At 68.1% G+C, this 23,909-nt stretch carries 18 protein-coding genes; 10 read left to right on the top strand and 8 right to left on the bottom strand.

Going from position 1 to position 23,909, the window contains the following annotated elements; translation table 11 throughout:
• On the bottom strand, nucleotides 1–600 hold the full coding sequence (locus tag BDD16_RS13580; RefSeq protein WP_179634441.1) for an SCO family protein: 600 nt from the start codon (nucleotides 598–600) through the stop codon (nucleotides 1–3).
• Between the two features lie 197 nt (nucleotides 601–797).
• Between BDD16_RS13580 and BDD16_RS13575 the strand changes: the two genes are divergently transcribed.
• Entirely contained in the window at nucleotides 798–1,454 is a 657-nt protein-coding gene (locus tag BDD16_RS13575) for a hypothetical protein (protein ID WP_179634440.1), read from the top strand.
• 21 nt (nucleotides 1,455–1,475) lie between these two features.
• Here the strand turns inward: BDD16_RS13575 and BDD16_RS13570 are convergent, their stop codons facing one another.
• The gene (locus tag BDD16_RS13570; RefSeq protein ID WP_179634439.1) at nucleotides 1,476–2,255 is read right to left on the bottom strand and encodes a TerC family protein; all 780 of its coding nucleotides are present in this window, start codon (nucleotides 2,253–2,255) and stop codon (nucleotides 1,476–1,478) included.
• Between the two features lie 192 nt (nucleotides 2,256–2,447).
• Between BDD16_RS13570 and ilvD the strand changes: the two genes are divergently transcribed.
• The 3 genes from ilvD to BDD16_RS13555 are packed head-to-tail and all read left to right on the top strand — an operon-like array spanning nucleotide 2,448 to nucleotide 5,693.
• A complete protein-coding gene (gene ilvD / locus BDD16_RS13565) occupies nucleotides 2,448–4,307 on the top strand; it encodes a dihydroxy-acid dehydratase (RefSeq protein WP_179634438.1) in 1,860 nt (619 codons plus the stop codon).
• Between the two features lies 1 nt (nucleotide 4,308).
• Nucleotides 4,309–5,232: a transcriptional activator NhaR gene (nhaR, locus tag BDD16_RS13560; protein ID WP_179636150.1), complete on the top strand. Its 924-nt coding sequence runs from the start codon at nucleotides 4,309–4,311 to the stop codon at nucleotides 5,230–5,232.
• A gap of 47 nt (nucleotides 5,233–5,279) precedes the next feature.
• Nucleotides 5,280–5,693, top strand: a complete 414-nt coding sequence (locus BDD16_RS13555) for a DUF4870 family protein (RefSeq protein WP_179634437.1) — start codon at nucleotides 5,280–5,282, stop codon at nucleotides 5,691–5,693.
• 7 nt (nucleotides 5,694–5,700) lie between these two features.
• Here the strand turns inward: BDD16_RS13555 and BDD16_RS13550 are convergent, their stop codons facing one another.
• From BDD16_RS13550 to BDD16_RS13535, 4 genes are all read right to left on the bottom strand, one after another.
• A complete protein-coding gene (locus BDD16_RS13550) occupies nucleotides 5,701–6,567 on the bottom strand; it encodes a MurR/RpiR family transcriptional regulator (RefSeq protein ID WP_310732807.1) in 867 nt (288 codons plus the stop codon).
• Nucleotides 6,568–6,734: 167 nt separating this feature from the next.
• Nucleotides 6,735–7,760, bottom strand: a complete 1,026-nt coding sequence (locus tag BDD16_RS13545) for an ABC transporter permease (protein ID WP_179634435.1) — start codon at nucleotides 7,758–7,760, stop codon at nucleotides 6,735–6,737.
• A 54-nt stretch (nucleotides 7,761–7,814) separates the two neighbouring features.
• Nucleotides 7,815–9,305, bottom strand: a complete 1,491-nt coding sequence (locus tag BDD16_RS13540; protein WP_179634434.1) for a sugar ABC transporter ATP-binding protein — start codon at nucleotides 9,303–9,305, stop codon at nucleotides 7,815–7,817.
• 50 nt (nucleotides 9,306–9,355) lie between these two features.
• Nucleotides 9,356–10,282, bottom strand: coding sequence for a sugar ABC transporter substrate-binding protein (locus BDD16_RS13535; protein ID WP_179634433.1), 927 nt, complete (start codon nucleotides 10,280–10,282; stop codon nucleotides 9,356–9,358).
• A 235-nt stretch (nucleotides 10,283–10,517) separates the two neighbouring features.
• Between BDD16_RS13535 and BDD16_RS13530 the strand changes: the two genes are divergently transcribed.
• From BDD16_RS13530 to BDD16_RS13505, 6 genes are all read left to right on the top strand, one after another.
• Nucleotides 10,518–12,458, top strand: coding sequence for a bifunctional 5-dehydro-2-deoxygluconokinase/5-dehydro-2-deoxyphosphogluconate aldolase (locus BDD16_RS13530; RefSeq protein WP_179634432.1), 1,941 nt, complete (start codon nucleotides 10,518–10,520; stop codon nucleotides 12,456–12,458).
• A 17-nt stretch (nucleotides 12,459–12,475) separates the two neighbouring features.
• Entirely contained in the window at nucleotides 12,476–14,359 is a 1,884-nt protein-coding gene (gene iolD / locus BDD16_RS13525) for a 3D-(3,5/4)-trihydroxycyclohexane-1,2-dione acylhydrolase (decyclizing) (protein WP_179634431.1), read from the top strand.
• 42 nt (nucleotides 14,360–14,401) lie between these two features.
• Nucleotides 14,402–15,307: a myo-inosose-2 dehydratase gene (iolE, locus tag BDD16_RS13520; protein WP_179634430.1), complete on the top strand. Its 906-nt coding sequence runs from the start codon at nucleotides 14,402–14,404 to the stop codon at nucleotides 15,305–15,307.
• 36 nt (nucleotides 15,308–15,343) lie between these two features.
• Nucleotides 15,344–16,138 (top strand): 5-deoxy-glucuronate isomerase, encoded by a 795-nt coding sequence (gene iolB / locus BDD16_RS13515; RefSeq protein WP_179634429.1) that lies wholly within the window; start codon nucleotides 15,344–15,346, stop codon nucleotides 16,136–16,138.
• Between the two features lie 336 nt (nucleotides 16,139–16,474).
• The gene (locus tag BDD16_RS13510; RefSeq protein ID WP_179634428.1) at nucleotides 16,475–17,341 is read left to right on the top strand and encodes a carbohydrate porin; all 867 of its coding nucleotides are present in this window, start codon (nucleotides 16,475–16,477) and stop codon (nucleotides 17,339–17,341) included.
• A 151-nt stretch (nucleotides 17,342–17,492) separates the two neighbouring features.
• Nucleotides 17,493–18,536 carry an oxidoreductase gene (locus tag BDD16_RS13505; protein WP_246332549.1) on the top strand — a complete coding sequence of 348 codons (1,044 nt, stop codon included), beginning with the start codon at nucleotides 17,493–17,495 and terminating at the stop codon, nucleotides 18,534–18,536.
• Nucleotides 18,537–18,549: 13 nt separating this feature from the next.
• On the opposite strand, the gene BDD16_RS13500 is transcribed toward BDD16_RS13505, so the two are convergent.
• Nucleotides 18,550–21,843, bottom strand: a complete 3,294-nt coding sequence (locus BDD16_RS13500; protein WP_179634426.1) for a glycoside hydrolase family 15 protein — start codon at nucleotides 21,841–21,843, stop codon at nucleotides 18,550–18,552.
• Between the two features lie 65 nt (nucleotides 21,844–21,908).
• Nucleotides 21,909–23,861: an alpha-amylase family glycosyl hydrolase gene (locus tag BDD16_RS13495; RefSeq protein ID WP_310732808.1), complete on the bottom strand. Its 1,953-nt coding sequence runs from the start codon at nucleotides 23,859–23,861 to the stop codon at nucleotides 21,909–21,911.
• Nucleotides 23,862–23,909 lie beyond the last annotated feature (48 nt).

Genomic DNA, 23,909 nt, shown 5'->3' with positions numbered 1-23,909 from the left:
TCACGCGGGCTTGAGCCGGCGGTATTCGTCCAGCAGGCGGCGCGGGCTGACGAGTCCGTCCAGCCGGACCCAGACCGGACTGGCCGGCGCGCGCAGGAAGATCACCGCGTCGTGGTTCATCTTGTCGCCGCGCCAGGCATCGAAGGCACGCTGCACGGTCTCCGAAGACTGCGGATCACCCGTGACGAAGGTGCCCCGGGCACCCCGGCTGCGGGCGTGTTCGGCGAGGCGGGCGACGGTGTCGTGGTCCGGGTCGATCGACACCGACACGACGTTGACCTGTAGTGCCTCGGGGCCGAGGGCGCGCACGAATTCGTCGATCACGTGGCTGGTCACGGGACAGACCGTGGTGCAGGACGTGTAGAGGAAGGTCAGCACCACGGGCCGACCGTCGTCGATCAAGGGCCGCAGTGCCTGCGCCCGGCCGTCGGCGGTGAGCACCTTCACCGCAGGGATCTGGTAGCGCTGCTCGCTGCGCCGCACCGCGGCCGTGGCATCGGAGCCCGCGGCGGGCAGGTGCCCGTGCGCCGGGGCAGCCAGGAATGCCACCGCCAGCAACAAGGCTGGAACAAGCCGCACGAACCAATCCGGGGAAGCCATGAAATAGTTTTCTTTTGTTTACAAATTTACATCCTGATTCATCTTAACAAAGCACGAGGCCAAGGTTGCGTTCATCGAAACACATCCCCCGCACCTTCATCATGCGTTCAGGTGGGCCGGATCGGCACCAAAGTCGGCCATTCGCATGAAAATTGCCAAAAGGAAAATGACTCTTGTCAAGAGACAGCGGGATACCCATGCAAGCAAGAAAACCATCCGTTCCGGCCCGGCCGGCATCGCCCGCACGGCGGCTTGTCGCCCTGCTGGCGACACTGGTTGCGGTGGGGGGAGTCGGCGTCTGTCTGCGCGATCTGTACGCGCCGGGCGATGCGCCGGCGGTTGCGCAAGGCGCTGCCGCCAGCGCGGACCTGGCGGTCCGGCCCCTTGCGGCGTCAGCCTCGACCGACCGACCTGCGCCGACGCCAGCAGCGGTCGGTCAGTTGCCGGCCACGCTGCCACCGGGCATCGTGCTGGTATCGACCCAGCCGGACGCCTGGCCACCGCAGGCGACGCTGTTGCTGGATGGTCAGTTGCAGGCCCAGACCGAAGGCACGGCCGTGGCCGGATCGGCGCTGCGGCTGCGTGGGGTCACCGCGGAGGCGGTCACGCTGGGCCTGGCCGAAGGGCCGGTGCTCTACACGCTACCGGTGAGCCCGGCAGAAGAGGTCCGCCAGCGCATGGCGGATGCCCGCTCGGCGCGACTGGCCGAGCGGGCAGCGGTGCCCGCGGCGGCGGCCTCGGGCGAACGGGTGGTGCAGCACGATGCTGGCCAGACCACGCCGCTGCCGGACGAGATGAAGGTCACGGTCAACCGCCGCCACCCTGGTGTACCTGGGCCGGTCGGCGGATTCTGACGCCGGCCCAGGTCGCGCAGGTCAGGCGGAGGCGGTCGCCGCGTCCCGGGCCGCTGCCTCGCGGATGCGCTGGCGCTTGGCACGGGCGCGGATGTTGAGGGCCTCCACACCGAGCGAGAAGGCCATCGCGGCGTACAGGTAACCCTTCGGAATGTGCAGGTCCAGCGCCTCGCCGGTCAGCGCCATGCCCACCATCACGAGGAAGGCCAGCGCCAGCACCTTGACCGACGGGTGGGCATCCACGAAGTCGCCGATCGGCTTGGCTGCGAACAGCATCACACCGACCGCCGCGATCACGGCCGCCACCATCACGCCGAGCTGGTCGACCATGCCGACCGCGGTGATCACCGAGTCCAGCGAGAAGACGATGTCGATCACACCGATCTGGCCGATCGTCGCCCACAGCGCGCGCTGGCCAGCCGCCTTCATCGCGGCAGCGTCTGCCGGTGGCGGGCCATCTTCCTCGCGGGCCTCGACCTCGACGAAGATCTCGTGCGTGGCCTTGTAGAGCAGGAACAGGCCACCGCCGAGCAGCACGAGGTCACGGCCGCTGATGCCGGTGCCCAGCACGGTGAAGAGGTCTTCCTTCAGGCCCATCACCCAGCTCAGCGAGAACAGCAGCAGCAGCCGCGACACCATCGCGAAGCCCAGGCCGAGTCGCCGTGCGAAGTCCCGCTGCTCGGGTGGCAGCCGGCCGACGAGGATGGAGATGAAGATGATGTTGTCGATGCCCAGGACGATTTCCAGGGTGGTCAACATCGCGAAAGCGATCCAGAGATTGGGGTCGAAGAGGAATTCCATGGTCGGAATCTAGGGGTTCCGACACTTCGCGTATAGTCGAATAAATAGAATATTCACTTCCTTTAAACAGAAGTGTCTCTCCAGAAACCACCGCCACTTCCAGCTGGTCCGCACCCCCAGGTGCCACCGGACCCGCCGACTGGGCCAGAATCACACCCCCGCCCGTTCGGCCCCCCATCCCGAGAGCTGCCCATGCCCGCCTACCGTTCCAAGACCTCCACCGCCGGCCGCAACATGGCCGGTGCCCGTGCCCTGTGGCGCGCCACCGGCATGAAGGATGGCGATTTCAGCAAGCCGATCATCGCCATCGCCAACTCCTTCACCCAGTTCGTGCCCGGCCACGTGCACCTGAAGGACCTGGGGCAGCTGGTGGCCCGCGAGATCGAAGCGGTGGGCGGCGTCGCCAAGGAATTCAACACCATCGCCGTCGATGACGGCATCGCGATGGGCCACGACGGCATGCTGTACTCGCTGCCCAGCCGCGAGCTGATCGCCGACTCGGTGGAGTTCATGGTCAATGCCCACTGCGCCGACGCGCTGGTGTGCATCTCCAACTGCGACAAGATCACGCCGGGGATGCTGATGGCCGCGATGCGCCTGAACATTCCCGTGGTCTTCGTCTCCGGTGGCCCGATGGAAGCGGGCAAGACCAAGCTGGCGAATCCCACGACACACATCATGGAGTTCAAGAAGCTCGACCTCGTCGATGCCATGGTGATGGCCGCCGACTCCAGCGTCTCGGACGAGACCGTCGCGCAGGTCGAGCGTTCGGCCTGCCCGACCTGCGGCTCCTGCTCGGGCATGTTCACCGCCAACTCGATGAACTGCCTGGCCGAGGCACTGGGCCTGGCGCTGCCGGGCAATGGCACCGTGCTCGCCACGCACGCCGACCGGGAACAGCTCTTCAAGCGCGCCGGCCGCATGGCGGTGGACCTGTGCAAGCGGTATTACGAAGAGGAAGATGCCTCGGTGCTGCCGCGCGCGATGGGCTTCAAGGCCTTCGAGAACGCGATCACGCTCGACATCGCGATGGGCGGCTCGACCAACACCATCCTGCACCTGCTGGCCATCGCCCAGGAGGCCGAGATCGACTTCACGATGGCCGACATCGACCGCCTCTCGCGCGTCGTGCCGCAGCTCTGCAAGGTCGCACCGAACACGCAGAAGTACCACATCGAGGACGTGCACCGCGCGGGCGGCATCATGGCCATCCTCGGTGAACTCGACCGCGCCGGCCGCCTGCACACCGACGTGCCGACCATCCACGCACCGACGATGAAGGACGCGCTCGACCAGTGGGACATCGCCCGCAACCCGAGCGACGCGGTGAAGCATTTCTACCTGGCGGGTCCGGCCGGCATCCCGACCCAGGTCGCCTTCAGCCAGGACACCCGCTGGCCGAGCCTGGACCTCGACCGCGCCGAAGGCTGCATCCGCTCCGGCGAACACGCCTTCTCGCAGGAAGGCGGCCTCGCCGTGCTGCACGGCAACATCGCGCTCGACGGCTGCGTGGTGAAGACGGCCGGTGTCGATGACGCCCTGATGGTGTTCGAAGGCTCGGCCTACGTGACCGAGTCGCAGGACGAGGCCGTCGCCGACATCCTGGCCGACAAGGTCCAGGCCGGCGACATCGTGATCGTGCGCTACGAAGGCCCGAAGGGCGGCCCGGGCATGCAGGAAATGCTCTACCCGACCAGCTACATCAAGTCGAAGGGGCTGGGCAAGGCGTGTGCGCTGCTGACCGACGGCCGCTTCTCGGGCGGCACCTCGGGCCTGTCGATCGGCCACTGCTCGCCGGAAGCGGCGGCCGGCGGCGCGATCGGTCTGGTGCGCCAGGGCGACCGCATCCGCATCGACATCAAGAACCGCTCGATCAACGTGCTGGTGTCGGACGAGGAACTCGCCGTCCGCCGCGCCGAGCAGGATGCCAAGGGCTGGAAGCCGGCCCTGCCGCGTCCGCGCAAGGTCTCGGCGGCGCTGAAGGCCTATGCGCTGCTGGCCACCTCGGCGGACAAGGGCGCCGTGCGCAACCTGTCGCTGCTGGGCGACTGAGCTGAACTACAGGCACCTGTACTACTTCTGGGCCACGGCCAAGGCCGGCGGCGTGATGCGTGCCAGCGAGCAGATCCACACCACGCCGCAGACCCTGTCCACCCAGATCAAGCTGCTGGAGGACAGCCTCGGCTGCGCGCTGTTCCGCAAGCGCGGACGCGGGCTGGAGCTGACCGATGACGGCCGGACCGCGCTCGGCTACGCCGACCAGATCTTCACGCTCGGCGCGGAACTGGAGGCGGCGATCGGGTCGGCACGCCGCGCCCGGACGCTGCCCGAGTTCCGTGTGGGCATCGCCGACCAGGTGCACAAGTCCATCGCCTACCGCCTGCTGGAGCCCGCGCTCGACGGCCCCGAGCCGGTGCGGCTGATCTGCCACGAAGGCACGCTCGCGGACCTGCTGGCACAGCTGGCCGTGCACCGGCTGGACCTGGTGATCGCCGACGAGCCGATGGGGCCGAACCTGAGCGTCAAGGCCTACAGCCACCCGCTGGGCACGACCGCCATGAGCTTCTTCGCCACGTCCGCGCTGAAGGCAACGCTGCAGGGGACGTTTCCGCAGTGCCTGGACGGCGCGCCGATGCTGATCCAGGGCGCAGCCTCGGCGATGCGCCAGCGGCTCGATGGCTGGCTGGGCGAACAGGGCGTGCGTCCCAGGCGGGTGGGCGAATTCGACGACGCGGCGCTGCTGAAGGCCTTCGGTGCCGAGGGCCGGGGCGTGTTCATGTCGCCGACGGTGCTGGAGGCGCAGACCTGCGCGCAATACGGCGTCGAGGTGGTGGGACGCTCGCCGACGCTGGTGGAGGCGTTCTACGCGATCTCGGTCGAGCGGCGCATCACGCATCCCTGTGTCATGGCCATCACTGCGGCAGCACGGGGACAGTTTCTGGCGCAATCAGGCGCGGAAATCGAAGGATTGCGTTAAAGTTTTCACATCCCATCGGACCCTCACCAGCATCGGAGGCTGCGGCCATGAACGACGTGATCATCCAGGACGACGGGCTGAACAGCTCGACGCGCATGCTGCACATCATTTACGGGCTGCACGCGCTGGGTCTGGGCCTCGGGGCGTTCGGTGCAGCCACCGTGCTCGGCTCCTTCCTGTTCGGCTGGCCGTCGATCATCGCGGTGGTGCTGAGCTACATCGAACGCAGCAAGGTCGAGAACACCTGGCTGTCGTCCCACATCGACTGGGTGATCCGCACCTTCTGGATCGCGCTGATCTGGTCGCTCGTGGTGCTGGTGGTGTCGATTCCGCTGATGGCCCTGCTGGTCGGGTTCGCGACACTGCCGCTGGGCATGTTCCTGCTCGGCGTGTGGGCGATCTACCGGATCGCGCGTGGCTGGCTGCGCCTCAAGGACGGGCAGCCGATGCCGGCGGAGTGACGCCGCATCAGGTCGAGGAAGCGTACCCGGCACGCGTGGCGGCCTGGGTCGGCCGGTACGGCAGCTCCAGCCGGTAAGCCAGCGCGATGAACAGGCTCTGCGCCAGGCCCATGGTCGCCGTCAGTGAACGGAAACCGAAGGTGGCGCTGTCCTGCACGATGAGCGCCACCTGGGCGTCGCGCGCCAGCGGGCTCATGCGGCTGTCGGTGATGGCGACGAGCCGCGCCCCGCGCTGCACCGCCTGCTGCGCGACCGTGACGGTCTCCTCGGCATAGGGCGCGAACGAGATCGCGATGATCACGTCCCCCGCGCGCACCGAGCGCATCTGGCCCTCGTGCATGCTGCCCATCGCGGTGACCAGTCCGATGCGCTTGTCGGTGTGCTGCAAGGCGTAGTCGAGGTAGACCGCGACCGGAAACGAGCGCCGTGAGCCCGCGATCCAGACCGCCTGCGTCTCGGCCAGCAGGTCGACCGCCTGCCCGAAGGCGGCCTCGTCCAGCGTGTTCTGCAGCTCCTGCATCCCGGCCAGGCTGCCGCCGAGGAACTCGTGCGCGATCTGTGCGGCGTTCAGGTTGGGCGCACCGGACTCGATCACGTCACGGATGCGGGCGCTGTAGTTGCGGCCCGGGGCGATCTGCTGCGACAGGCCGTCGCGGAAGACCCGCTGCAGCTCGGTGAAGCCGGTGAAGCCGAAGTGCTTGGCGAAGCGCACCACGGCCGAGGGCTGCACGCCGCAGTGCGCCGCGACGTCCTGGATGCCCTCCAGTCCGAGGTGGTCGCGGTGCTGCTCGACATAGCGGCCGATCAGCTTGAGCTGGCGGCTGAGCGACTCGTAGTCGTCGGAGATCCGCTTGAGCAGCAGATCGACAGTCATCCTGGGGGCATTGGCGTTCATCGGAGGCCATTCTAGGCAGCCCGGCCACGCCTGGGCGTTCGGGTATCCCTGGGCACCGGGCACGCCGACCGTACACTGCCCGATCGCTCGCGATGAGCGTTGCGCCGGCTCTTCGACTCCGTCACCTGCTCGGAGAGGCGGGCGTCTCAGCCCCGCCGATTGCGCTGCCGATACTGATCCGCCACCACCGCCGCCACGATGATCGCCCCCTTCACCATCTCCTGGTAATACGCATCGATGCGGATGAAGGTGAAGCCCGAGGTCATCACGCCCAGGATCAGCACACCGATCAGCGTCCCGGTGATCCGGCCGATGCCGCCCGACAGCGAGGTGCCGCCGATGACGACCGCGGCGATCGCGTCCAGCTCGTACATCACGCCCATGCCGGACTGGCCCGAGATCGCCCGCGCCGCCGTCACGCTGCCGGCGATGCCGCTGAGCAGGCCGGCGATCGTGTAGACCCAGATCAGGTGCCGGTTGACGTTGATGCCCGAGACGATCGCGGCCTGGCGGTTCGCGCCGATCGCGTAGGTGAACTTGCCGAAGCGGGTGTAGCGCAGCACGACATGGAAGATCGCCGCGAGCGTCAGGAAGATGAAGACCGGCACCGCACCGGAGCCGATCCAGGCGAAGTCGTCGGTCAGCATCGACACCGGCATGCCGCCCGTGAACCACTTGGCGAAGCCACGTGCGGCCACCATCGTGCCCAGCGTGGCGATGAACGGCGGGATCATGGTGAAGGCGATCAGCGAGCCGTTGAGCAGGCCGATCAGCAGACCGATCGTGGTCCCCGCCAGCAGCGGCCAGACCATCGGCAGGTCGGTCAGGTGCGGGAAGACGGCACGCGGAAAGTCCGACACCTGCGCCAGACTGGCCGACACCACCGCCGCCGCCGCCACCACCGAGCCTGAAGACAGGTCGATGCCGCTGGTGATGATGACCAGGTTCACGCCGATGGCGATGATGCCGATCACCGCCATCTGCAGGATGATGATCTGCAGCCGCTCCGGGTTCATCAGGAAGCTCTGGCCATTGACCCACCAGCCCAGCGCCTCGAAGAACAGGCTGATGCCGACCAGCACCAGGAAGATGCCCAGCTCGGGCGGCCACTTGCGCCTGGACGGCTTGAAGGTCATGGACTGCGCGCCCACGCTCGGATTACCAACGGACATGGCTCTTCTCCAACTTGTCGAATCTGTCGAACTTGTCTTGTTCGGTGGGTTTGTTCACTGCGAGGCCAGTTCCATGATGCGGACCTGATCGGCCTCGGCGCGGTCGACGATGCCGGTCATGCGGCCCTCGTGCATCACCATCACCCGGTCGCTCATGCCCAGCACCTCGGGCAGCTCCGACGAGATCATCAGCACGGCCACGCCCTGCCCCGCCAGCTCGCTGACCAGGCGGTGGATCTCGGCCTTGGCGCCGACGTCGATGCCGCGCGTCGGCTCGTCGAGGATCAGGATCTTCGGTTTCGTCAGCAGCCAGCGGCCGATCAGCACCTTCTGCTGGTTGCCGCCGGAGAGGTTCTGGATCACCTCGTGCATGCCGGGGGTCTTCACGCGCAGGGTCTGGCTCATCGCCTCGCAGTCGCGCTGCAACGCGCCCTGCTGCACGAAGCCGTGCTTCACATAGCGCTGGCTCAGCACGGCCGCCTCCATGTTCGACAGGATGTCGAGGATCAGGAAGCAGCCCGAGTCCTTGCGGTCCTCGGTCAGGAAGGCCATGCCATGGCGCATCGCTGCCGCCGGCGAGCCGATGGTGGCCGTCTTGCCGCCGATGCGGATCTCGCCCGTCATCGCCGGCACCACCCCGAACAGCGCCTCGGCCACGTTCGAGCGGCCCGAGCCGACCAGCCCGGCCAGCCCCAGGATCTCGCCCGCCCGCAGGTCGAAGGTGACGCCGCCGAAGATGCCCTCGACACCGAGGTTCTTCACCGACAGCACGACCTCGCCGATCGGCACGGTCACCTTGGGGAACATCTGCGTCACCTCGCGCCCGACCATCATCTTGATGATGTCGTCGCGGGTGACCTCGGCGGACCGCCGGGTGTCGATGTACTTGCCATCCCGGAACACCGACACCTCGTCGGCGATCTCGAACAGCTCGTTCATCTTGTGCGTGATGTAGACGATGCCTTTGCCCTGGGCGCGCAGCTGCCGGATGATGCGGAACAGGTGCCCCACCTCGGTCTCGGTCAGCGCGGACGTGGGCTCGTCCATGATCAGCACATCGGAGTTGAACGACACCGCCTTGGCGATCTCGACCATCTGCCGGCTGGCGATGGACAGGCTGCGGACCTCGGCCTCGGGGTCGAGGTCGATGGCCAGGCGGTCGAACAGCGCCTGCGTCTGCCGGCGCAGCGCGGCGTGGTCGACGAAGCCGAAGCGGTTGAGCGGCTCGCGGCGGATCCAGATGTTCTCCGCCACCGTCATGAAGGGCATCAGGTTGAGTTCCTGATGGATCATCGCGATGCCCTGGTTCAGCGCGTCGAGCGGACCGCGCAGCGTCACCGGCCGCCCTTTCAGGCGGATCTCGCCCTGGTCGGGCGTGTAGATGCCGGCAATGATCTTCATCAGGGTCGACTTGCCGGCACCGTTCTCGCCCATCAGCGCGTGAACGGTGCCGGCGCGCAGGCGCAGGCGCACGTTGTCCAGTGCGACCACGCCCGGGAAGGCCTTGCGGATGCCCTCGATTTCCAGCAATACAGTCTCAGACATCCTCAACCTCAAGTACCTTCAACCTTCAGACCTTCAGGTGGGGTTCCGGCTCAGTTCTTGCCGCTGTACTTGGCCAGATTCGCAGGCGTCACCAGCTCGAACGGCACGTTCACGAAGCGCTCGACCGGCTGCTTCTTGATCAGCTTCAGCGCGGCGTCCACGGCGCCCGAACCCTGGCCGGCGGCGTTCTGGAACACCGTCACCTTCAGGTCACCGGCCTTCATCGAGGCCAGCGCATCCGGGGTGGCATCAATGCCAGCGACGATGCTGTTCGGGGTCCACTTCTTGCCAGCCTTCAGGGCGTTGATCGCGCCGATGGCCATTTCGTCGTTGTTGGCGATGATGGCGTCGAACTTCACACCCGAGGACAGCCAGTTGGTCGTGATGTCCTGGCCCTTGGTGCGGTCCCAGGCGCCTTCGCGCTTGTCCACGATCTTCAGACCGGAACACGCCTTCGTGGCGACCACGTCCTCGATGTCCTTGGTGCGGGTGCGTGCGGCCTCGTTGGACAGCTCGCCCATCAGCACCAGCACATGGCCCTGGCCCTTGAGCAGGCGGCAGACTTCCTGCGTCTGCACGGTGCCCGAGACCTTCTCGTCGGAGGCGACGAACGCGACACCGGCCGGCAGCTTGTCGAAGTCGACCGGCTTGCGGTTGACGTAGACCAGCGGGATCTTGGCGTCGGTCACCATCTTGGTGATCTTCGGGGTCGCGTCGGTGTCGACCGGGTTGACGATGATCGCGTCCACCTTCTGGGCGATCAGGTTCTGGATCTGGCTGAGCTGCTTGCCCACGTCGTTGCCGGCGTCTTCGACCTGCACCGTGGCGCCAGCCTTCTTGCCCGCGTCCAGCGTGCCGTTCTTCAGGATGGTCAGGAAGGTGTCGAGCTGGGCCATGGCCAGGCCGATCTTCTGGGCGTGGGCCATGGGGGATGCCAGCGAACCCGCGACAGCGGCGGCAATCAGCAGTTTCTTCATGATCTCGGTCTCCTCTATGTATGACAGACAGGGCGACTGGACGCCACCCGGGTGGAGTGGTTGATCGCACCGTGCAGCACGGCTCAACACGCCGCCACTGTAGCGGCGGGCCTCAAAATAATGGAAAATTATTTCTAAGTAGATACACCTAAGGAATTCAATTTCCGAAGACTCTAGACTCGACGCCAACCTTGGCACACCTCTGCACATGCCCCTTGCGGGCAGGACGTCCCCGATGAGCACCTTGAATTTCCCCTCCGATCGCCCGATCGACCTGGCCTGCCTGGGCCGGGTCGCGGTCGATTTCTACGCCCAGCAGTTCGGCAGCCGCCTCGAAGAGGCCCGCAGCATGGCGATGTACCTCGGTGGCTCGTCCGGCAATCTGGCCTTCGGCGTGGCGCGGCTCGGACTGCGCAGCGCGATGGTCTCGCGCGTCGGCAACGAGCAGATGGGCCACTTCCTGCGCGAGACGCTGCAGCGCGAAGGCTGTGACGTCAGCCAGCTGCAGACCGACCCCGAGCGCCTGACCGCGCTGGTGATCCTCGGCCTGAAGGACCGCGACACCTTCCCCCTGCTGTTCGTGCGCGAGAACTGCGCCGACATGGCGATCCGCGCCGACGAGATTTCCGAGGACTTCATCAAGGGCTGCCGCGCGCTGGCCATCACCGGCACGCACCTGTCCACGCCCACCACCCGCGAAGCCGCCCTCACCACGCTGACCTTCGCCCGACGCCATGGCGCGATGCGCGTGCTCGACATCGACTACCGGCCGGTGCTGTGGGGCCTGACCTCCCGCGGCGCGGGCGAGAACCGCTTCGTGGACAACGCCAACGTGACGCGCCAGCTCCAGCAGGTGCTCGGCGAGTTCGACCTGCTGGTCGGCACCGAAGAAGAGTTCTTCATCGCGGGCGGCCACCCGGACGACCTGATGGCCTCGCTGCGGGCGGTGCGCTCTGTGTCGGCGGCCAAGCTGGTGGTCAAGCGTGGTGCGGCGGGCTGCTGCGTCATCGAGGGCGACATTCCCGCGGCGATCGAGGACGCGCCGACCTTCCGCGGCGAGCGGGTCGAGGTGCTGAACGTGCTGGGCGCGGGCGACGCCTTCCTGTCAGGGCTGATGACCGGGCTGCTGCAGGGCAAGGACTGGGCCGAATCGACGCGCATCGCCAACGCCTGCGGCGCCATCGTGGTCTCGCGCCACGCCTGCTCGGCCGCGATGCCGACACCCGCCGAGCTGGCGCACTGGTTCAGCGGCAGCCGCAATCCCAAGGTCGATGCCGACGCCCAGCTCGCCCACCTGCACCGCGTCACCGCCCCCGCGCGCCCGGTGTGGAACGAACTCTGCGTGATGGCGTTTGACCACCGCAGCCAGTTCCACGACCTCGCCCGCGAAGCCGGCGCCGACGAACGCCGCATCCCCGCGCTGAAGAAGCTGCTGGTGCGCGCCGCCGAGCAGGTCGAGCGCAGCCACCAGCTGCAGGGCCACGTCGGCGTGCTGATCGACGGCGGCGACTACGGCCGCGACGCGCTGGCGAGTGCCACGGGGCGCGGCTGGTGGGTCGGGCGGCCGGTGGAGCTGCCGGGGTCGCGCCCGCTGCGCTTCGACGGCACGCGCTCGATCGGCACGTCGCTGATCCATTGGCCAACCGAGCAGGTGGTCAAGTGCCTCGTCCACTACCACCCGGACGACGACACCGCGCTGCGCCTGGAGCAGGAGCAGCGCGTGCTCGAACTCTGGGAAGCCACCCGCGAGAGCGGCAACGAGTTGCTGCTGGAGATCATCCCGCCGAAGGCCATGACGCCGGCCGGCACCGAGGACGCGGCCGTGCTGCGCGCCGTCAAGCGCTTCTACAACCTGGGCGTGAAGCCCGAGTGGTGGAAGCTCGCGCCGATGAGCGCCGACGGCTGGACACAGCTCGCCGCGCTGGTCGCCGAGCGCGATCCGCATTGCCGCGGCGCGGTGATCCTCGGCCTGAACCAGCCGCTGCAGTACCTCGCCGACAGCTTCGCCCACGCCACCAACCCCATCGTCAAGGGCTTCATGGTCGGCCGCACACTGTGGGTCGAAGCCTCGCAGCAGTGGCTGCGCGGCGAGATCGACGACGCGGGCTTCATCGACACGGTGGCCCGGAATTTCGCCACCCTCGTGGACGCCTGGAAGCGCCGCCAGGCCGTCTGAACACCATGTCCAAGCCCATGTCCAACACCATCCGACTCACCGTCAGCCAGGCGCTGGTGCGCTACCTCGCTGCGCTGCGCGTGGAATTCACCCACGTGGACGGCCGTACCGAGGTCGTCCCCTACGTCGGCGGCGCCTTCGCGATCTTCGGCCACGGCAACGTGACCGGCCTGGGCGAATCGCTGCACCAGGTGCGCGCGCAGTTGCCCACCTACCGCGCCCACAACGAACAAGGCATGGCCAACGCGGCGATTGCCTACGCCAAGGCGAACTTCCGCCAGCGCATCATGGCCGTCACTTCCAGCATCGGCCCCGGCGCCACCAACATGGTGACCTCGGCGGCGCTGGCGCACGTCGGGCGGCTGCCGGTGCTGCTGCTGCCGGGCGATGTGTTCGTCACAAGGCTGCCGGACCCGGTGCTGCAGCAGGTCGAGGACTTCGAGCAGGGCGACATCAGCGCCAACGACTGCTTCCGCCCGGTGACCCGCTACTTCGACCGCATCACGCGACCCGAGCAGTTGCTGGTGGCGCTGCCGCGGGCGATCCAGGTGCTGACCGATCCGGCGCAGTGCGGGCCGGTGTGCCTGGCGCTGCCGCAGGATGTGCAGACCTTCGCGTTTGACTGGCCGGCGGAGTTCTTCGAGCCGGCCGTGATCCGCTTCCGGCGCCCGCCCGCGGAGCAGCGCGAGCTGGACGACGCGGTCGCGCTGCTGAAGACCGCACGCAAGCCGATGCTGGTGGCCGGCGGCGGCGTGCTCTACAGCCAGGCGTGGGCCGCGCTGCGCGATTTCGCGGACGCACACGGCATCCCGGTCGTCGAGTCGCAGGCCGGCAAGGGCAGCCTCGCCTGGGACCACCCGCTCAACCTCGGCGCGATCGGCGTCACCGGCTCGCCCGCGGCCAACGCGGCGGCGGCCGAGTGCGACGTGGTCTTCGCGGTGGGGACGCGGCTGCAGGACTTCACCACCGGCTCGCATTCGCTGTTCAGCCACGCGAAGCTGCTGAGCCTGAACGTGCAGCCCTTCGACGCCGGCAAGAAGCGCGGGCAAGCCTTGGTCGCCGACGCATGCGCTGGGCTCGCGCAGTTGTCGGCCGCGCTGGGCGACTGGCGCGCGGACGCCGCGTGGACCGACATGAGCCGCGCCCGCGCCGCCGCCTGGGTCGCGCGCGTGACCGAGCTGACGCTGAACGTACCGACCGACACACTGCCCTACGACGCCGAGGTGATCGGCGCGGTGCGCGAGTCAGCGGCGGACATGGGGCTGGACAGCGGCACGAACGACCTCGTGGTCTGCGCCGCCGGCACGCTGCCCGCAGAGCTGCACAAGCTCTGGCGCAGCGGCCTGCCCGGCAACTACCACATGGACTACGCCTACTCGACCATGGGCTATGAGGTCGCGGGCGGGCTCGGCGCGAAGCTGGCGCGGCCGGAGCGCGAGGTCTTCGTGCTGGTCGGCGACGGCTCCTACATGATGCTCAACGCCGAACTCGCCACCTCGGTGATGCTCGGCCGGAAGATCATCGTCGTGATCCTCGACAACCGCGGCTACGGCTGCATCGAGCGGCTGCAGGTCAACTCCGGCGGCGCGAGCTTCAACAACATGCTCGACGACTGCATCCCGGAAGGTGGGCAACCGTCATCGATCGACTTCGCGATGCACGGCCGCTCGATGGGCGCCGAGGCGGTCCACGTCCAGGATGTCGCCGAGCTGCGCCGCGAGCTGGTGCGCGCCCGCGCGGCCACGAAGTCGCAGGTGCTCGTCATCGACACGACGCATCGCCGCACGACGGACGACGGCGGGACGTGGTGGGAGGTCGCGCTGCCGGAAGTCTCGCCGCGCCCCGACGCGATGGCCGCTCAGGCTCGCTACGTCGAAGCCAAGAAAAAACAATTTCACTGAACCCGATCGTCATCGATTGAACCCGAATCACTGGAACCGCACATGACCTGGAACGTCCGCATCGGCATCAACCCCATCTCCTGGATGAACGATGACCTGCCCGCCCTCGGCGGCGAAACACCGCTCGAAACCGCCCTCTCGGAAGGTGCCGAGATCGGCTACGAAGGCTTCGAACTCGGCAACAAGTTCCCCAAGGACGGCCCCGGCCTGAAGGCCAAGCTGGACGAATTCGGCGTGGCCTGCGTCTCGGGCTGGTACTCGGGTTTCCTGGCCGAGGACACGGTCGAGGCCGAGGTCGCCCGCTGCGTCGCGCACATGGAGAAGCTCCAGTACAACGGCGCCAAGGTCGTCGTCTACGGCGAGTGCGCCGGCACCGTGCAGGGCCAGATCGACACGCCCGTGGGCAAGCGCCCGACCTTCCGCGACGCCGCCGCGTGGCAGGCCTACGCCGAGCGCCTGAACGCCTTCGGCCAGCACCTGATCGACACCTATGGCATCCGGCTCGCCTACCACCACCACATGGGCGCGTATGTGGAGTCCCCCGCCGACATCGACCAGCTCATGGCGCTGACTGATCCGGCCAAGGTCTTCCTGCTCTACGACACCGGCCACGCCTACTTCGGCGGCGCCACCGACCCGCTCGTGCCGCTGAAGAAGCACCTGGCACGTGTCGTGCATGTGCATTGCAAGGATGTGCGGCCCGCCGTCATCACGCAAGCGCGCAACGACGGCTGGAGCTTCCTCCACGGCGTCATCAACGGCACCTTCACGGTGCCGGGCGACGGCGTGATCGACTACGACGCCGTGCTGACCACGCTGAAGGAGGCCGGCTACGAGGGCTGGCTGGTGGTGGAAGCCGAGCAGGATCCGGCCGTCGCCCCCAGCTACGCCTATGCAAAGAAGGGCCACGACACGCTGCGCGCGATCGTGGACCGTCTGAGCGCCTGACCCGCCGAACCTCCGACCGCACCCCCAGGACACCCCATGAGCTTGTTAGTCAAGGCCGCCGCAGGCCGGGAAATCTGCGAGATCACGCCTGAACGTGCCGGCTGGACGCACGTGGGCTTCCGCGCGCTGCGCCTGGCCGCGGGCGACCAGGAAACGATCACCACCGGCGCACGCGAACTGTGCCTCGTGGTGCTGACCGGCACCGTGGAAGTGCAGGTCGGCGACACCGTGTTCGCGGGGCTGGGCTCGCGCGACAGCGTGTTCGCCGAGCAGTCGCCGGACGCGCTGTACGTGCCCGGAGGCCAGACGCTGACCGTCACCGCCTCGCGGGACAGCGAGGTCGCGCTGTGCACGGCGCCGTCGAAGGGCGGCAAGGCGGTGCGCCGGATCGACGGCAGCACGATGCGCCGCAGCGTGCGCGGCAAGGGCTCGAACACGCGCCACGTCTGCGACATCCTGCCCCAGGACGACCCGACGGCCGACCACCTGCTGGTGGTGGAAGTGATCACGCCAGCCGGCCACTCCAGCAGTTACCCACCGCACAAGCACGACCGCGACGCCGCCCCCGAGGAAACCCTGCTGGAGGAAACTTATTACCACCGCCTGAATCCGCCCCAAGGCTTTGCATTTCAGCGTGTCTATACCGACGACCGCAGTATCGACGAGGCCTGCGCGGTGGAAAACCACGACGTCGTGATGGTTCCCCGCGGGTATCACCCCTGTGTGGCGCCACATGGGTACGACCTGTACTACCTGAATGTCATGGCCGGCCCCGGACGCCTCTGGCATTTCAAGAACGACCCGGCCCATGAATGGATGGTGGCGCTGTAACGTCGCGTAATCGCGACAAGGATGTTCCCTAGGTTTCCAGCTAAATCAACTTGATGTAAAAACGCAAACGTTTACGTCGCCCCTGTAAAACCCTGTCAAGGCACGGTGGCACGGGCAAGAAACCCGACGTAACCCGACTGTTGCTTGAACGTGCCCCGCTTTCATGCCCTGACCGCACGGCACACAATTCAGGCACCGATCGGATGTTGCACTGAAGCTACAAGTTTGACGAACCAAGGGTCAACCTTAGGTAAACCAAATTTGATTAGTTGCTAATGTTCGTCACCCAAGGTCGAGTATTCGACCATCTTCCCGCAACGAAAGAGGAGTCTGACCATGATCCGCAAAACCCAATTCGCCGTGGCCATTGCCGCCCTGATCTCCGCTCCGGCTTTCGCCGCTGTCGGCTGGGATGCCAACATCGAACTGGACACCACGTACCAGAACAATGGCCGTGGTGCCAGCCAAAGCGGCCGCGTTGAACTCAACGCCTTCTCGAAGACCGACAAGGGCGGTGGTTTCGTTGCTGGCCGCGCCAGCCTGATCGCCGGCAAGGGCGGCGCCACCACGGTGGACGACATGTGGGTCCAGATGGGCAATGCCTCTGGCGACATCAAGCTGGGCCGCTTCGAAGCTGCTGACCTGTTCCCGGCTGGCAAGGACGTCATCGTCGAAGACGGCGGCGCTGCGGCCGGCTACAAGACCAACGCCTTCCGTGGCCGCACCAGCGATGCACACGCTGCGCTGACCCTGAACGCCGGCAACGGCATCGGCTTCGAACTGGGCGTCATGGCTGCTGCCAAGAACACCGGCATCCGCCCGGTCGTCAGCTTCGGCATGAACGGCTTCTCGGCCAAGGTCGGCCTGGAAAACGGCAAGAACGCTGCGGGCCAGAAGGTCAGCGGCGCAGGCATCACCATCGGCACCACCATGGCTGGTGTTGGCCTGAACGCCAGCTACGGTTCGGGCAAGGTCAATGACGTCAAGGGTTCCAGCTTCGGCCTGAACGGCACGTTCGGCCCGGCCGGCGTTGGCTACATCATGGACAAGAACGGCTCCAAGAAGGACAACACGTTCTACGCAGCCTACAGCCTGCCGCTGTTCGACACGGGCGCCACGATCACCCCTGCGGCTTCGTACGCCAAGGGCACGGACATGGCCAAGAACATCGGCCTGCGCGTCCGCGTCAACTACGCTTTCTGATCCCGGCTGCCCCTGCGGCAGCGGAATCAACGTTTTCGGGGTCCACGGTTCTAGTGGTCCTGAGGGGGTGGCATAGAGTGCTGCCACCCTTTCTTGGTGAGCGCCCGCAGGGTGCTCACCTTTTTTTATGCCTGAACGAACCATGCCGTCCATGTTGAATGTCGCCCTGATCGGATTCGGCTATGTCGGCCAGACCTTCCATGCCCCGCTGATCGACAGCGTCGAGGGCCTCTCGCTCGCGCTGGTCGCCTCCAGCGACGCCGGCAAGGTCCGCGCCCGCTGGCCGCAGGTGCGCGTCACCGCCAACTACCTGGCCGCCGCCACCGACCCCGCAATCGACCTCGTCGTCATCGCCAGCCCCAACGACAGCCACTACCCGCTGGCCTGCGCCGCGCTGCTGGCCGGCAAGCATGTGGTGATCGACAAGCCCTTCACCGTCGCGGTGGACGAAGCACGCGACCTGGTGGAACTGGCTGAGACGCGCGGGCGCCTGCTGTCCGTGTTCCACAACCGGCGCTGGGACGGCGACTTCCTGGGCGCACGGGCGGCCCTGCGCAGTGGCGCGCTGGGCGATGTGCGCGAGTGCATTTCCCGCTTCGACCGCTTTGCGCCGGTGCCGCGCGACCGCTGGCGCGAGCGGCCCGGGCCGGGCGCGGGCCTGTGGTTCGACCTGGGGCCGCATGTGGTCGACCAGGCGCTGTGCCTGTTCGGCCTGCCGCAGACGGTGATGGCCGACATGGCCGGTCTGCGCGATGGCGCCGCAGGCGTGGTGGACTGGGCGCAGGTCGTGCTCGGCTACGACGCGGGTGGCGTGCAGCGCCGGGTGACGCTGCACGTGACACGGCTGGCGGCCTGGGCGGCGCCACGCTTCGAGTTGCATGGCACGGCGGGGAGTTGGCTCTCCAACGGGCTGGACAACCAGGAAGACCAGCTGAAGGCCGGCATGCGGCCGGGTGCGCCGGGTTGGGGCGACGACCCACGGCCAGCGCTGCAGGTGCTCGGCACGGCCATGCCCGCCGAGGTACCGCGTCCGCCGGGTGATTACCGCCAGTACTACCTCGGCATCCGGGACGCGCTGCGCGGCGCCGGCCCGAACCCGGTGCCGGCCACCGAAGCGCTGCAGGTCATGGCGGTGATGGACTGCGCGATGCGCAGCGCCAGCGAGGGTCGCACGCTGCGCTTCGCACCCGCCTGAGCCAGCCGGAGCCTCACTCCACCTCGACCGGCTCCGGCGTCATCAGGAAGGCCAGCGCCGCCATCACGCACTGGGCCACCGCATGCGGCGGGCTCGCATAGAACGCCGACCACGCCGTGCCACGGTGCTCGTTGTAGTCCGGCGCCGGCTCATCCGCCTCGCGCGCGGGCAAGGACTGCTCCCAGCCCAGCCGGACCGCCACGCCCACCAGCACGTCCATCACCAGCAGCCCCTCGCCCTGCAACTGCGGATTCGCCCGGCAGATGTCGGAGACCGCCACCAGCGCCTCGATCGTGAGCTGGCGGTACTCGGGCGCCTGGATCTTGTTGAGCAGATCCTCGACCTGCAGCGCAAAGCCCCGCTCCGACGGCGTCATGTCGGCGCGCGCCACGCGGCTGTCGACGCGGTTGCGGCTGTCGAGCTGGTCGCCGATGACGAGGCCCGGGAAATGCCGCAGCACCTGCCAGACGCGGGTGTAGAAATCCTCCGGCAGCCGGGTGATGACGCCCTGCACTTCCCGCCACGCCAGCCAGCCGCCGACGCTCTGGTCAAGCACCGGATCGGCCGAGGCCGGGAAATGCACCGTCGCCAGTCCCGCCGCGCTGCCGCTGCCGTCCCGGCTGATGCGGCCGTGCAGCGACTGCAGGCGCAGCAGGTTGCGGTTCATGTCCTGCTCGTGCGCGATGACCTCGCGCAGGCGGGTCAGGATGGCGTGCGGGCTCAGGCTGAGCAGGAAGTCGAACGCCTCGGCCTGCGTCAGCGCGTGTTCGCGGGCCAGCCAGCCGGTGATGAGCAGGATCAGGTACCACGCGCGCAGCGTCAGCGTGCCCTTGAACAGCGCCGCATCCGCCTTGATCAGCATGCCCAGCAGCAGCACGATCTCCTGCAGCAGCACCCGCGCCCGCGGGTCGTCGCCGCCGTAGCGGCAGATGCGCTCGTGGATCTCGGCGCTGCCCATCGGCCGGCCGATCACCGCGCCTTCACCATAGGCCCGGCCGACCGCCACCCGCTTCTGGCGCACGACGATCTGGGCCACCGCCTCTTCGAGCGCATCGTCGTGCAGCCCCAGCACGCCGGCCGAACGGCGGATCAGCCCCCATTTGCGGCCATGGCAGGCGCGGGCATGGAAGTCCAGCACCATCTGTCCGACCGAGCAACCCCGGTCGGTGCCCCACTGCGCGCCACCCCGCCGCACCAGCAGGCCGAGGATCTCGATCTGCTCGTACGGATTGCGGCTGCGGTCCAGCCGGTGCAGCAGCACCTGGGGATCGGCCTCGTGCTCCAGCGCCGCCGCCCGGGCGGGGGTCAGCGGCCGGGTCGCGCCCTCCTCCCAGCGCAGATCCGGCGGCAGGCGGGTGTCCGCGGTGGCCGGCAGCTCGGCCGTGGCGGCCCAAGGGGCGGCGTCGAGCCAGTCCATGCGCGTGGTGCGGGCCCGCGGCAGCAGCGAGGCCAGTGGCCCGACCTCGACCCCGGCCGTGTCATCACGCCCGAGTTCCTTCAGGAAATTCAGCAGCACCTCGGCGCTGTTGGCCCCGAGCATGGCCTCGCCGATCAGCAGCAGCAGCAGCGGCTGGCCCTGCTGGTCGCGCACCTGCCAGTGGCGGCGCAGCGCGGCGATCTCGGCGCGGATCTCGTCCACCAGCAGCCGGTTGTCCAGCGTCAGGTAGAAGCCCTGGCGGCTGTAGAAGGCCGGCAGGAAGACGATCGTCTGCGCCTGGCTGCCCGCGGCGGACGGTAGCGTGAACACCTGGCTGGTGACGAGGCTGTCCAGCCGCTCGACCGGCCGGCCCGTCAAGCCCAGGCGATCCACCCGACCCAGCTCGGCCAGCGCCAGCGCCAGATCGTCGGCATAGCGCACCTGCAGCGGCTGGACCTGCTCGGGCGTCTCGCAGGCGATGCCGTGCGAGGCCAGCCGGGCCTGCACCAGCCGGTCCGCACCCAGCACGGCCACCTGTACCCGCACCTGTTCGCGTGCCGCCTCGATCATGGCCTTGGAGGCGGCGTCACTCGGACCGCGCCCGCGCGGCAGCAACTCGCGCGCCGTCACATGGCGGTCGTGCACCAGCACGCCGACGAGGTAGAGGCTCTGCGCCCACACCAGCGGCACGTTGTCGTTGGGTTCGCGGCGCTGGCTGCGGGGCTCCAGGCGCTCGGCGTCCACCAGTTCGGCCGGCACGACGTACAGCTCGGGCAGCAGGCGCACGCCGTCCTGCTCGACCATCAGCGCCTCCAGCCGCAGACGGTAGTCGCGCGCCGCCGTCTGATCGCCGCGCAGGGCAGCGTCCAGCAGCAGGTAGCAGAAGAACAGCGGCCACTCGGACTCGATGTGCGCGAAGCGCTCCAGCTCGCCCGGCTCGTAGTGCAGGCGGCTGTGGTCCTCGGTCACCGTCTGGTGGCCATCACGCAGGAAGCGCTTGCAGCCGTAGCGCCCCTGCAGCTTGCCGACGATCTCGGCCCGGGTGCGCTCGACCAGCGTGGCATCGCCCACCGCGAACGCCGGGAAGCCGATGATCGACAGCAGTGCCGCGTCCGTCTCCTTGGACTCGGATTCGCGCGGCAGCAGGCTCTCCAGCGTGTGGCGGGCCTGCGCGATGGCGTCGGCCGGCACGTGGATGCGCGGGCTGTCGGCACCGGGCAGCAGCTGCGCGCCGTTGACCACCTCCAGCGCCGCCTTGGCCATGCCGACCGAGCTGGCGTTGACCTCGGCCTGGCCGTCGTTGCGCTTGTGGCCGCGCTCCCAGATGCCGTAGTCGGGCGTGCGCCAGGCGTGGGCCAGGTACCAGACCAGGTTCTGCACGAAGTTCAGCTCGTCGCGGTCGCGCACGATCGACAGGCCGCCCGCGCTCATCTGCGCAAGCATCAGCAGGAAGATCGCGGTCGCGTCGATCTGCAGGTGGCCCCATTCGGTGTCGCCGACCACCGGCTCGCCGGACTGGGTCGAGTACTTGGCGTGCAGCGCGTCGTGCGGGTGCTGGGTGCGCTTGAAGCGCTCGACCTTGTGCGCCTGCCGCATCATCGCCGCCAGCAGGCCGCGCATCAGGCGGGTGGTCGCCGCGTCCAGATCGTCCGCCTGGGCCGGATCGTCCGTGCGCCAGACGCGGCCCAGCGCCCAGACCGCCAGGATGCTGTAGACGTTGTCGCGCACCCAGGCGTGGGTGTAATCGCCGTGGACCGTGATGGCGGTGCTGGCGGGCAGCAGGCCGGTGGTCGGATCCTGCCGGGACAGGATGATGGTGCGCGCCTGCTGCGTGAGGGCCTGGAGGGCCTCCAGGCGCGGTGCGGTGGTGGAATCTGCGTGTGTGCTCATGTGGTCCGTCATCCCCGCGCAGGCGGGGATCCACCCGGACGGTCAGTTCACTTCACTTTAGCAAGTCACATGCCGCGCGGCACCAGCCACACCATCTGGTACGGCGCCAGCGTGACAGGCGAACGGGCCTCGAACGCCGACTGGCCGATCAGGTCCACCATGCGCGCCGGCATGGCCGAGAAGACCTCGGCAGCGATGGTCTGCGGGTGTTCGCTGAAGTTGCCGAGCACCAGCACATGGCCGGCTCCGCCCTGCGCACCATCGCGCAGGTAGCCCAGCACCGACGGGTTCTTGGTATAGAACGGCACCAGATGCCCGCCGGCGAGGGCTGGCAGGTGCCGACGCAGCGCGATCAGGTGGCGCAGTCCGGCGTGGAGACGGCCAGCGTCGGTGCTCGGGTCGCGCCGGTCGGCGTAACGCTGCTCGTCGCGGGCCGGGCGGTGCACCCAGCGGCTGTCGCCCGCCTTGCCGGGATCGTTGACGTAGCCGTGGTCGTCGAGCGTGCCGACTTCGTCACCGAGGTAGATCAGCGGAATGCCGCCCGAGGACAGCGCCACGCCGTACAGCAGCAGCATGCGCGCCACCGCGTGTGCATCGCCCTGCTCCAGCCCGCACAGCGAGGCGGCCGTGCCCGAGATGCGGCAATCGCCGGTGGCCGGGTTGTCCTGGAAGGGCACGCCGCGCGCGAAGCTGCCGGGGAAGCGGTTGACGTAGAAGCGGTTGAGGAACTGGCGGTGGTCGAAGCCGTTGATGCCGAGCTGCAGCGCGTCCTCGTCGGCGAAGGTCCAGCCGATGTCGTCGTGGCTGCGCACGTAGTTGACCCAGGCGGTGCCGGGGGCGATGTGGTGGCGCTCGGCCAAGGCTTTCTGCAGCATGTCCACCTGCCGGGTCGCCAGCGTGTTCCACAGCAGCGCCATCTGCAGCGGGTTGTACGAGATCTGGCACTCGGCGGGCGAGATGTAGGCCACGACATCATCCGGGTGGACGATGGCCTCCGACTTGAACAGCAGCGCGGGCGCGGCGATGCGGGCAAGCGCGTTGTAGGCGCGCAGCAGGTGGTGCGCCTCGGGCAGGTTCTCGCAGGAGGTGCCCAGGCGCTTCCAGATGAAGGCCACCGCGTCCATGCGCAGGAACTCGACGCCCAGGTTGGCGATGAACAGCATCTCGCCGGCCATCGCGCGGAAGACTTCGGGGTTGCTGTAGTTCAGATCCCACTGGTAGCTGTGGAACGTGGTCCAGACCCAGCGGCCGTCGTCGAGCTGCGAGAAGGCGCCCGGGTGCTCGTCGGGGAAGATCTCGCGCACCGTGCGCTCGTAGGCGTCGGGCTGGGTGCGGTCCGGGAAGAGGTAGAAATAGTCCTGGTACGCCGGGTCGTTCGCCCGCGCGCCGACCGCCCAGTCGTGTTCGTCCGAGGTGTGGTTGAACACGAAGTCCAGCACCAGCGAGATGCCGGCCTCGCGCAGCTTCTCCGACAGATGGCGCAGCTCGTCGATGCTGCCCAGCGAGGGCTTGGTCGCCCGGTAGCTGCTGACCGCGTAGCCGCCGTCGCTGTGCGGCTCGGGGCACAGGAAGGGCGGCATCAGGTGCAGGTAGGTCAGGCCGAGTTCCTGGAAATACGGGATCTGCGCCTCGATGCCGCGGAAGTTGCCCGCGAACAGGTCGACGTAGCAGACGCCACCGAGCATGCGCTGCGACTGGAACCAGTCCGGGTCGTGCTCGCGCTGGGCGTCGAGCGCCTTCAGGTCGGGGGCACGGTCGCGCCAGGCGTCGAAGGCGGTCTGCAGCAGGCGCGCGAGGAAGGCCTCGAAGTCGGCGCGCGCGCCGTAGAGCGGCTGCAGCTCGCTGCGCAGCGTGGCCAGGTGGGCGCGCACGCGTTCGTCGAAGGCGGGCCAGTGGGGCTCGCGGCCCAGGGCCTGGTGCAGGGTCTGCCAGACGCGGCCGAGCTGGGCATCGGGCGTGGCCCAGGCGGGAACGGGGCGTCCGGTCACCCGCGGGCCGGAAATCGTGTCGGTGGCCACGGCGGCCTCCTTGTCAGTGGTCGTTGTGTTGGGGGACAAGCGTGTCGT

The sequence above is a fragment of the Sphaerotilus montanus genome (genome assembly GCF_013410775.1).
GTDB classification, from domain to species: Bacteria; Pseudomonadota; Gammaproteobacteria; order Burkholderiales; family Burkholderiaceae_C; genus Sphaerotilus; species Sphaerotilus montanus.
This window is presented reverse-complemented; position numbering and strand designations above follow the sequence as displayed.

Coding starts and splice junctions, on each gene's coding strand:
- BDD16_RS13580 (WP_179634441.1), bottom strand. CDS start 600: ATGGCTTCCCCGGATTGGTTCGTGCGGCTTGTTCCAGCCTTGTTGCTG.
- BDD16_RS13575 (WP_179634440.1), top strand. CDS start 798: ATGCAAGCAAGAAAACCATCCGTTCCGGCCCGGCCGGCATCGCCCGCA.
- BDD16_RS13570 (WP_179634439.1), bottom strand. CDS start 2,255: ATGGAATTCCTCTTCGACCCCAATCTCTGGATCGCTTTCGCGATGTTG.
- ilvD (WP_179634438.1), top strand. CDS start 2,448: ATGCCCGCCTACCGTTCCAAGACCTCCACCGCCGGCCGCAACATGGCC.
- BDD16_RS13555 (WP_179634437.1), top strand. CDS start 5,280: ATGAACGACGTGATCATCCAGGACGACGGGCTGAACAGCTCGACGCGC.
- BDD16_RS13550 (WP_310732807.1), bottom strand. CDS start 6,567: ATGACTGTCGATCTGCTGCTCAAGCGGATCTCCGACGACTACGAGTCG.
- BDD16_RS13545 (WP_179634435.1), bottom strand. CDS start 7,760: ATGTCCGTTGGTAATCCGAGCGTGGGCGCGCAGTCCATGACCTTCAAG.
- BDD16_RS13540 (WP_179634434.1), bottom strand. CDS start 9,305: ATGTCTGAGACTGTATTGCTGGAAATCGAGGGCATCCGCAAGGCCTTC.
- BDD16_RS13535 (WP_179634433.1), bottom strand. CDS start 10,282: ATGAAGAAACTGCTGATTGCCGCCGCTGTCGCGGGTTCGCTGGCATCC.
- BDD16_RS13530 (WP_179634432.1), top strand. CDS start 10,518: ATGAGCACCTTGAATTTCCCCTCCGATCGCCCGATCGACCTGGCCTGC.
- iolD (WP_179634431.1), top strand. CDS start 12,476: ATGTCCAACACCATCCGACTCACCGTCAGCCAGGCGCTGGTGCGCTAC.
- iolE (WP_179634430.1), top strand. CDS start 14,402: ATGACCTGGAACGTCCGCATCGGCATCAACCCCATCTCCTGGATGAAC.
- iolB (WP_179634429.1), top strand. CDS start 15,344: ATGAGCTTGTTAGTCAAGGCCGCCGCAGGCCGGGAAATCTGCGAGATC.
- BDD16_RS13510 (WP_179634428.1), top strand. CDS start 16,475: ATGATCCGCAAAACCCAATTCGCCGTGGCCATTGCCGCCCTGATCTCC.
- BDD16_RS13505 (WP_246332549.1), top strand. CDS start 17,493: ATGTTGAATGTCGCCCTGATCGGATTCGGCTATGTCGGCCAGACCTTC.
- BDD16_RS13500 (WP_179634426.1), bottom strand. CDS start 21,843: ATGAGCACACACGCAGATTCCACCACCGCACCGCGCCTGGAGGCCCTC.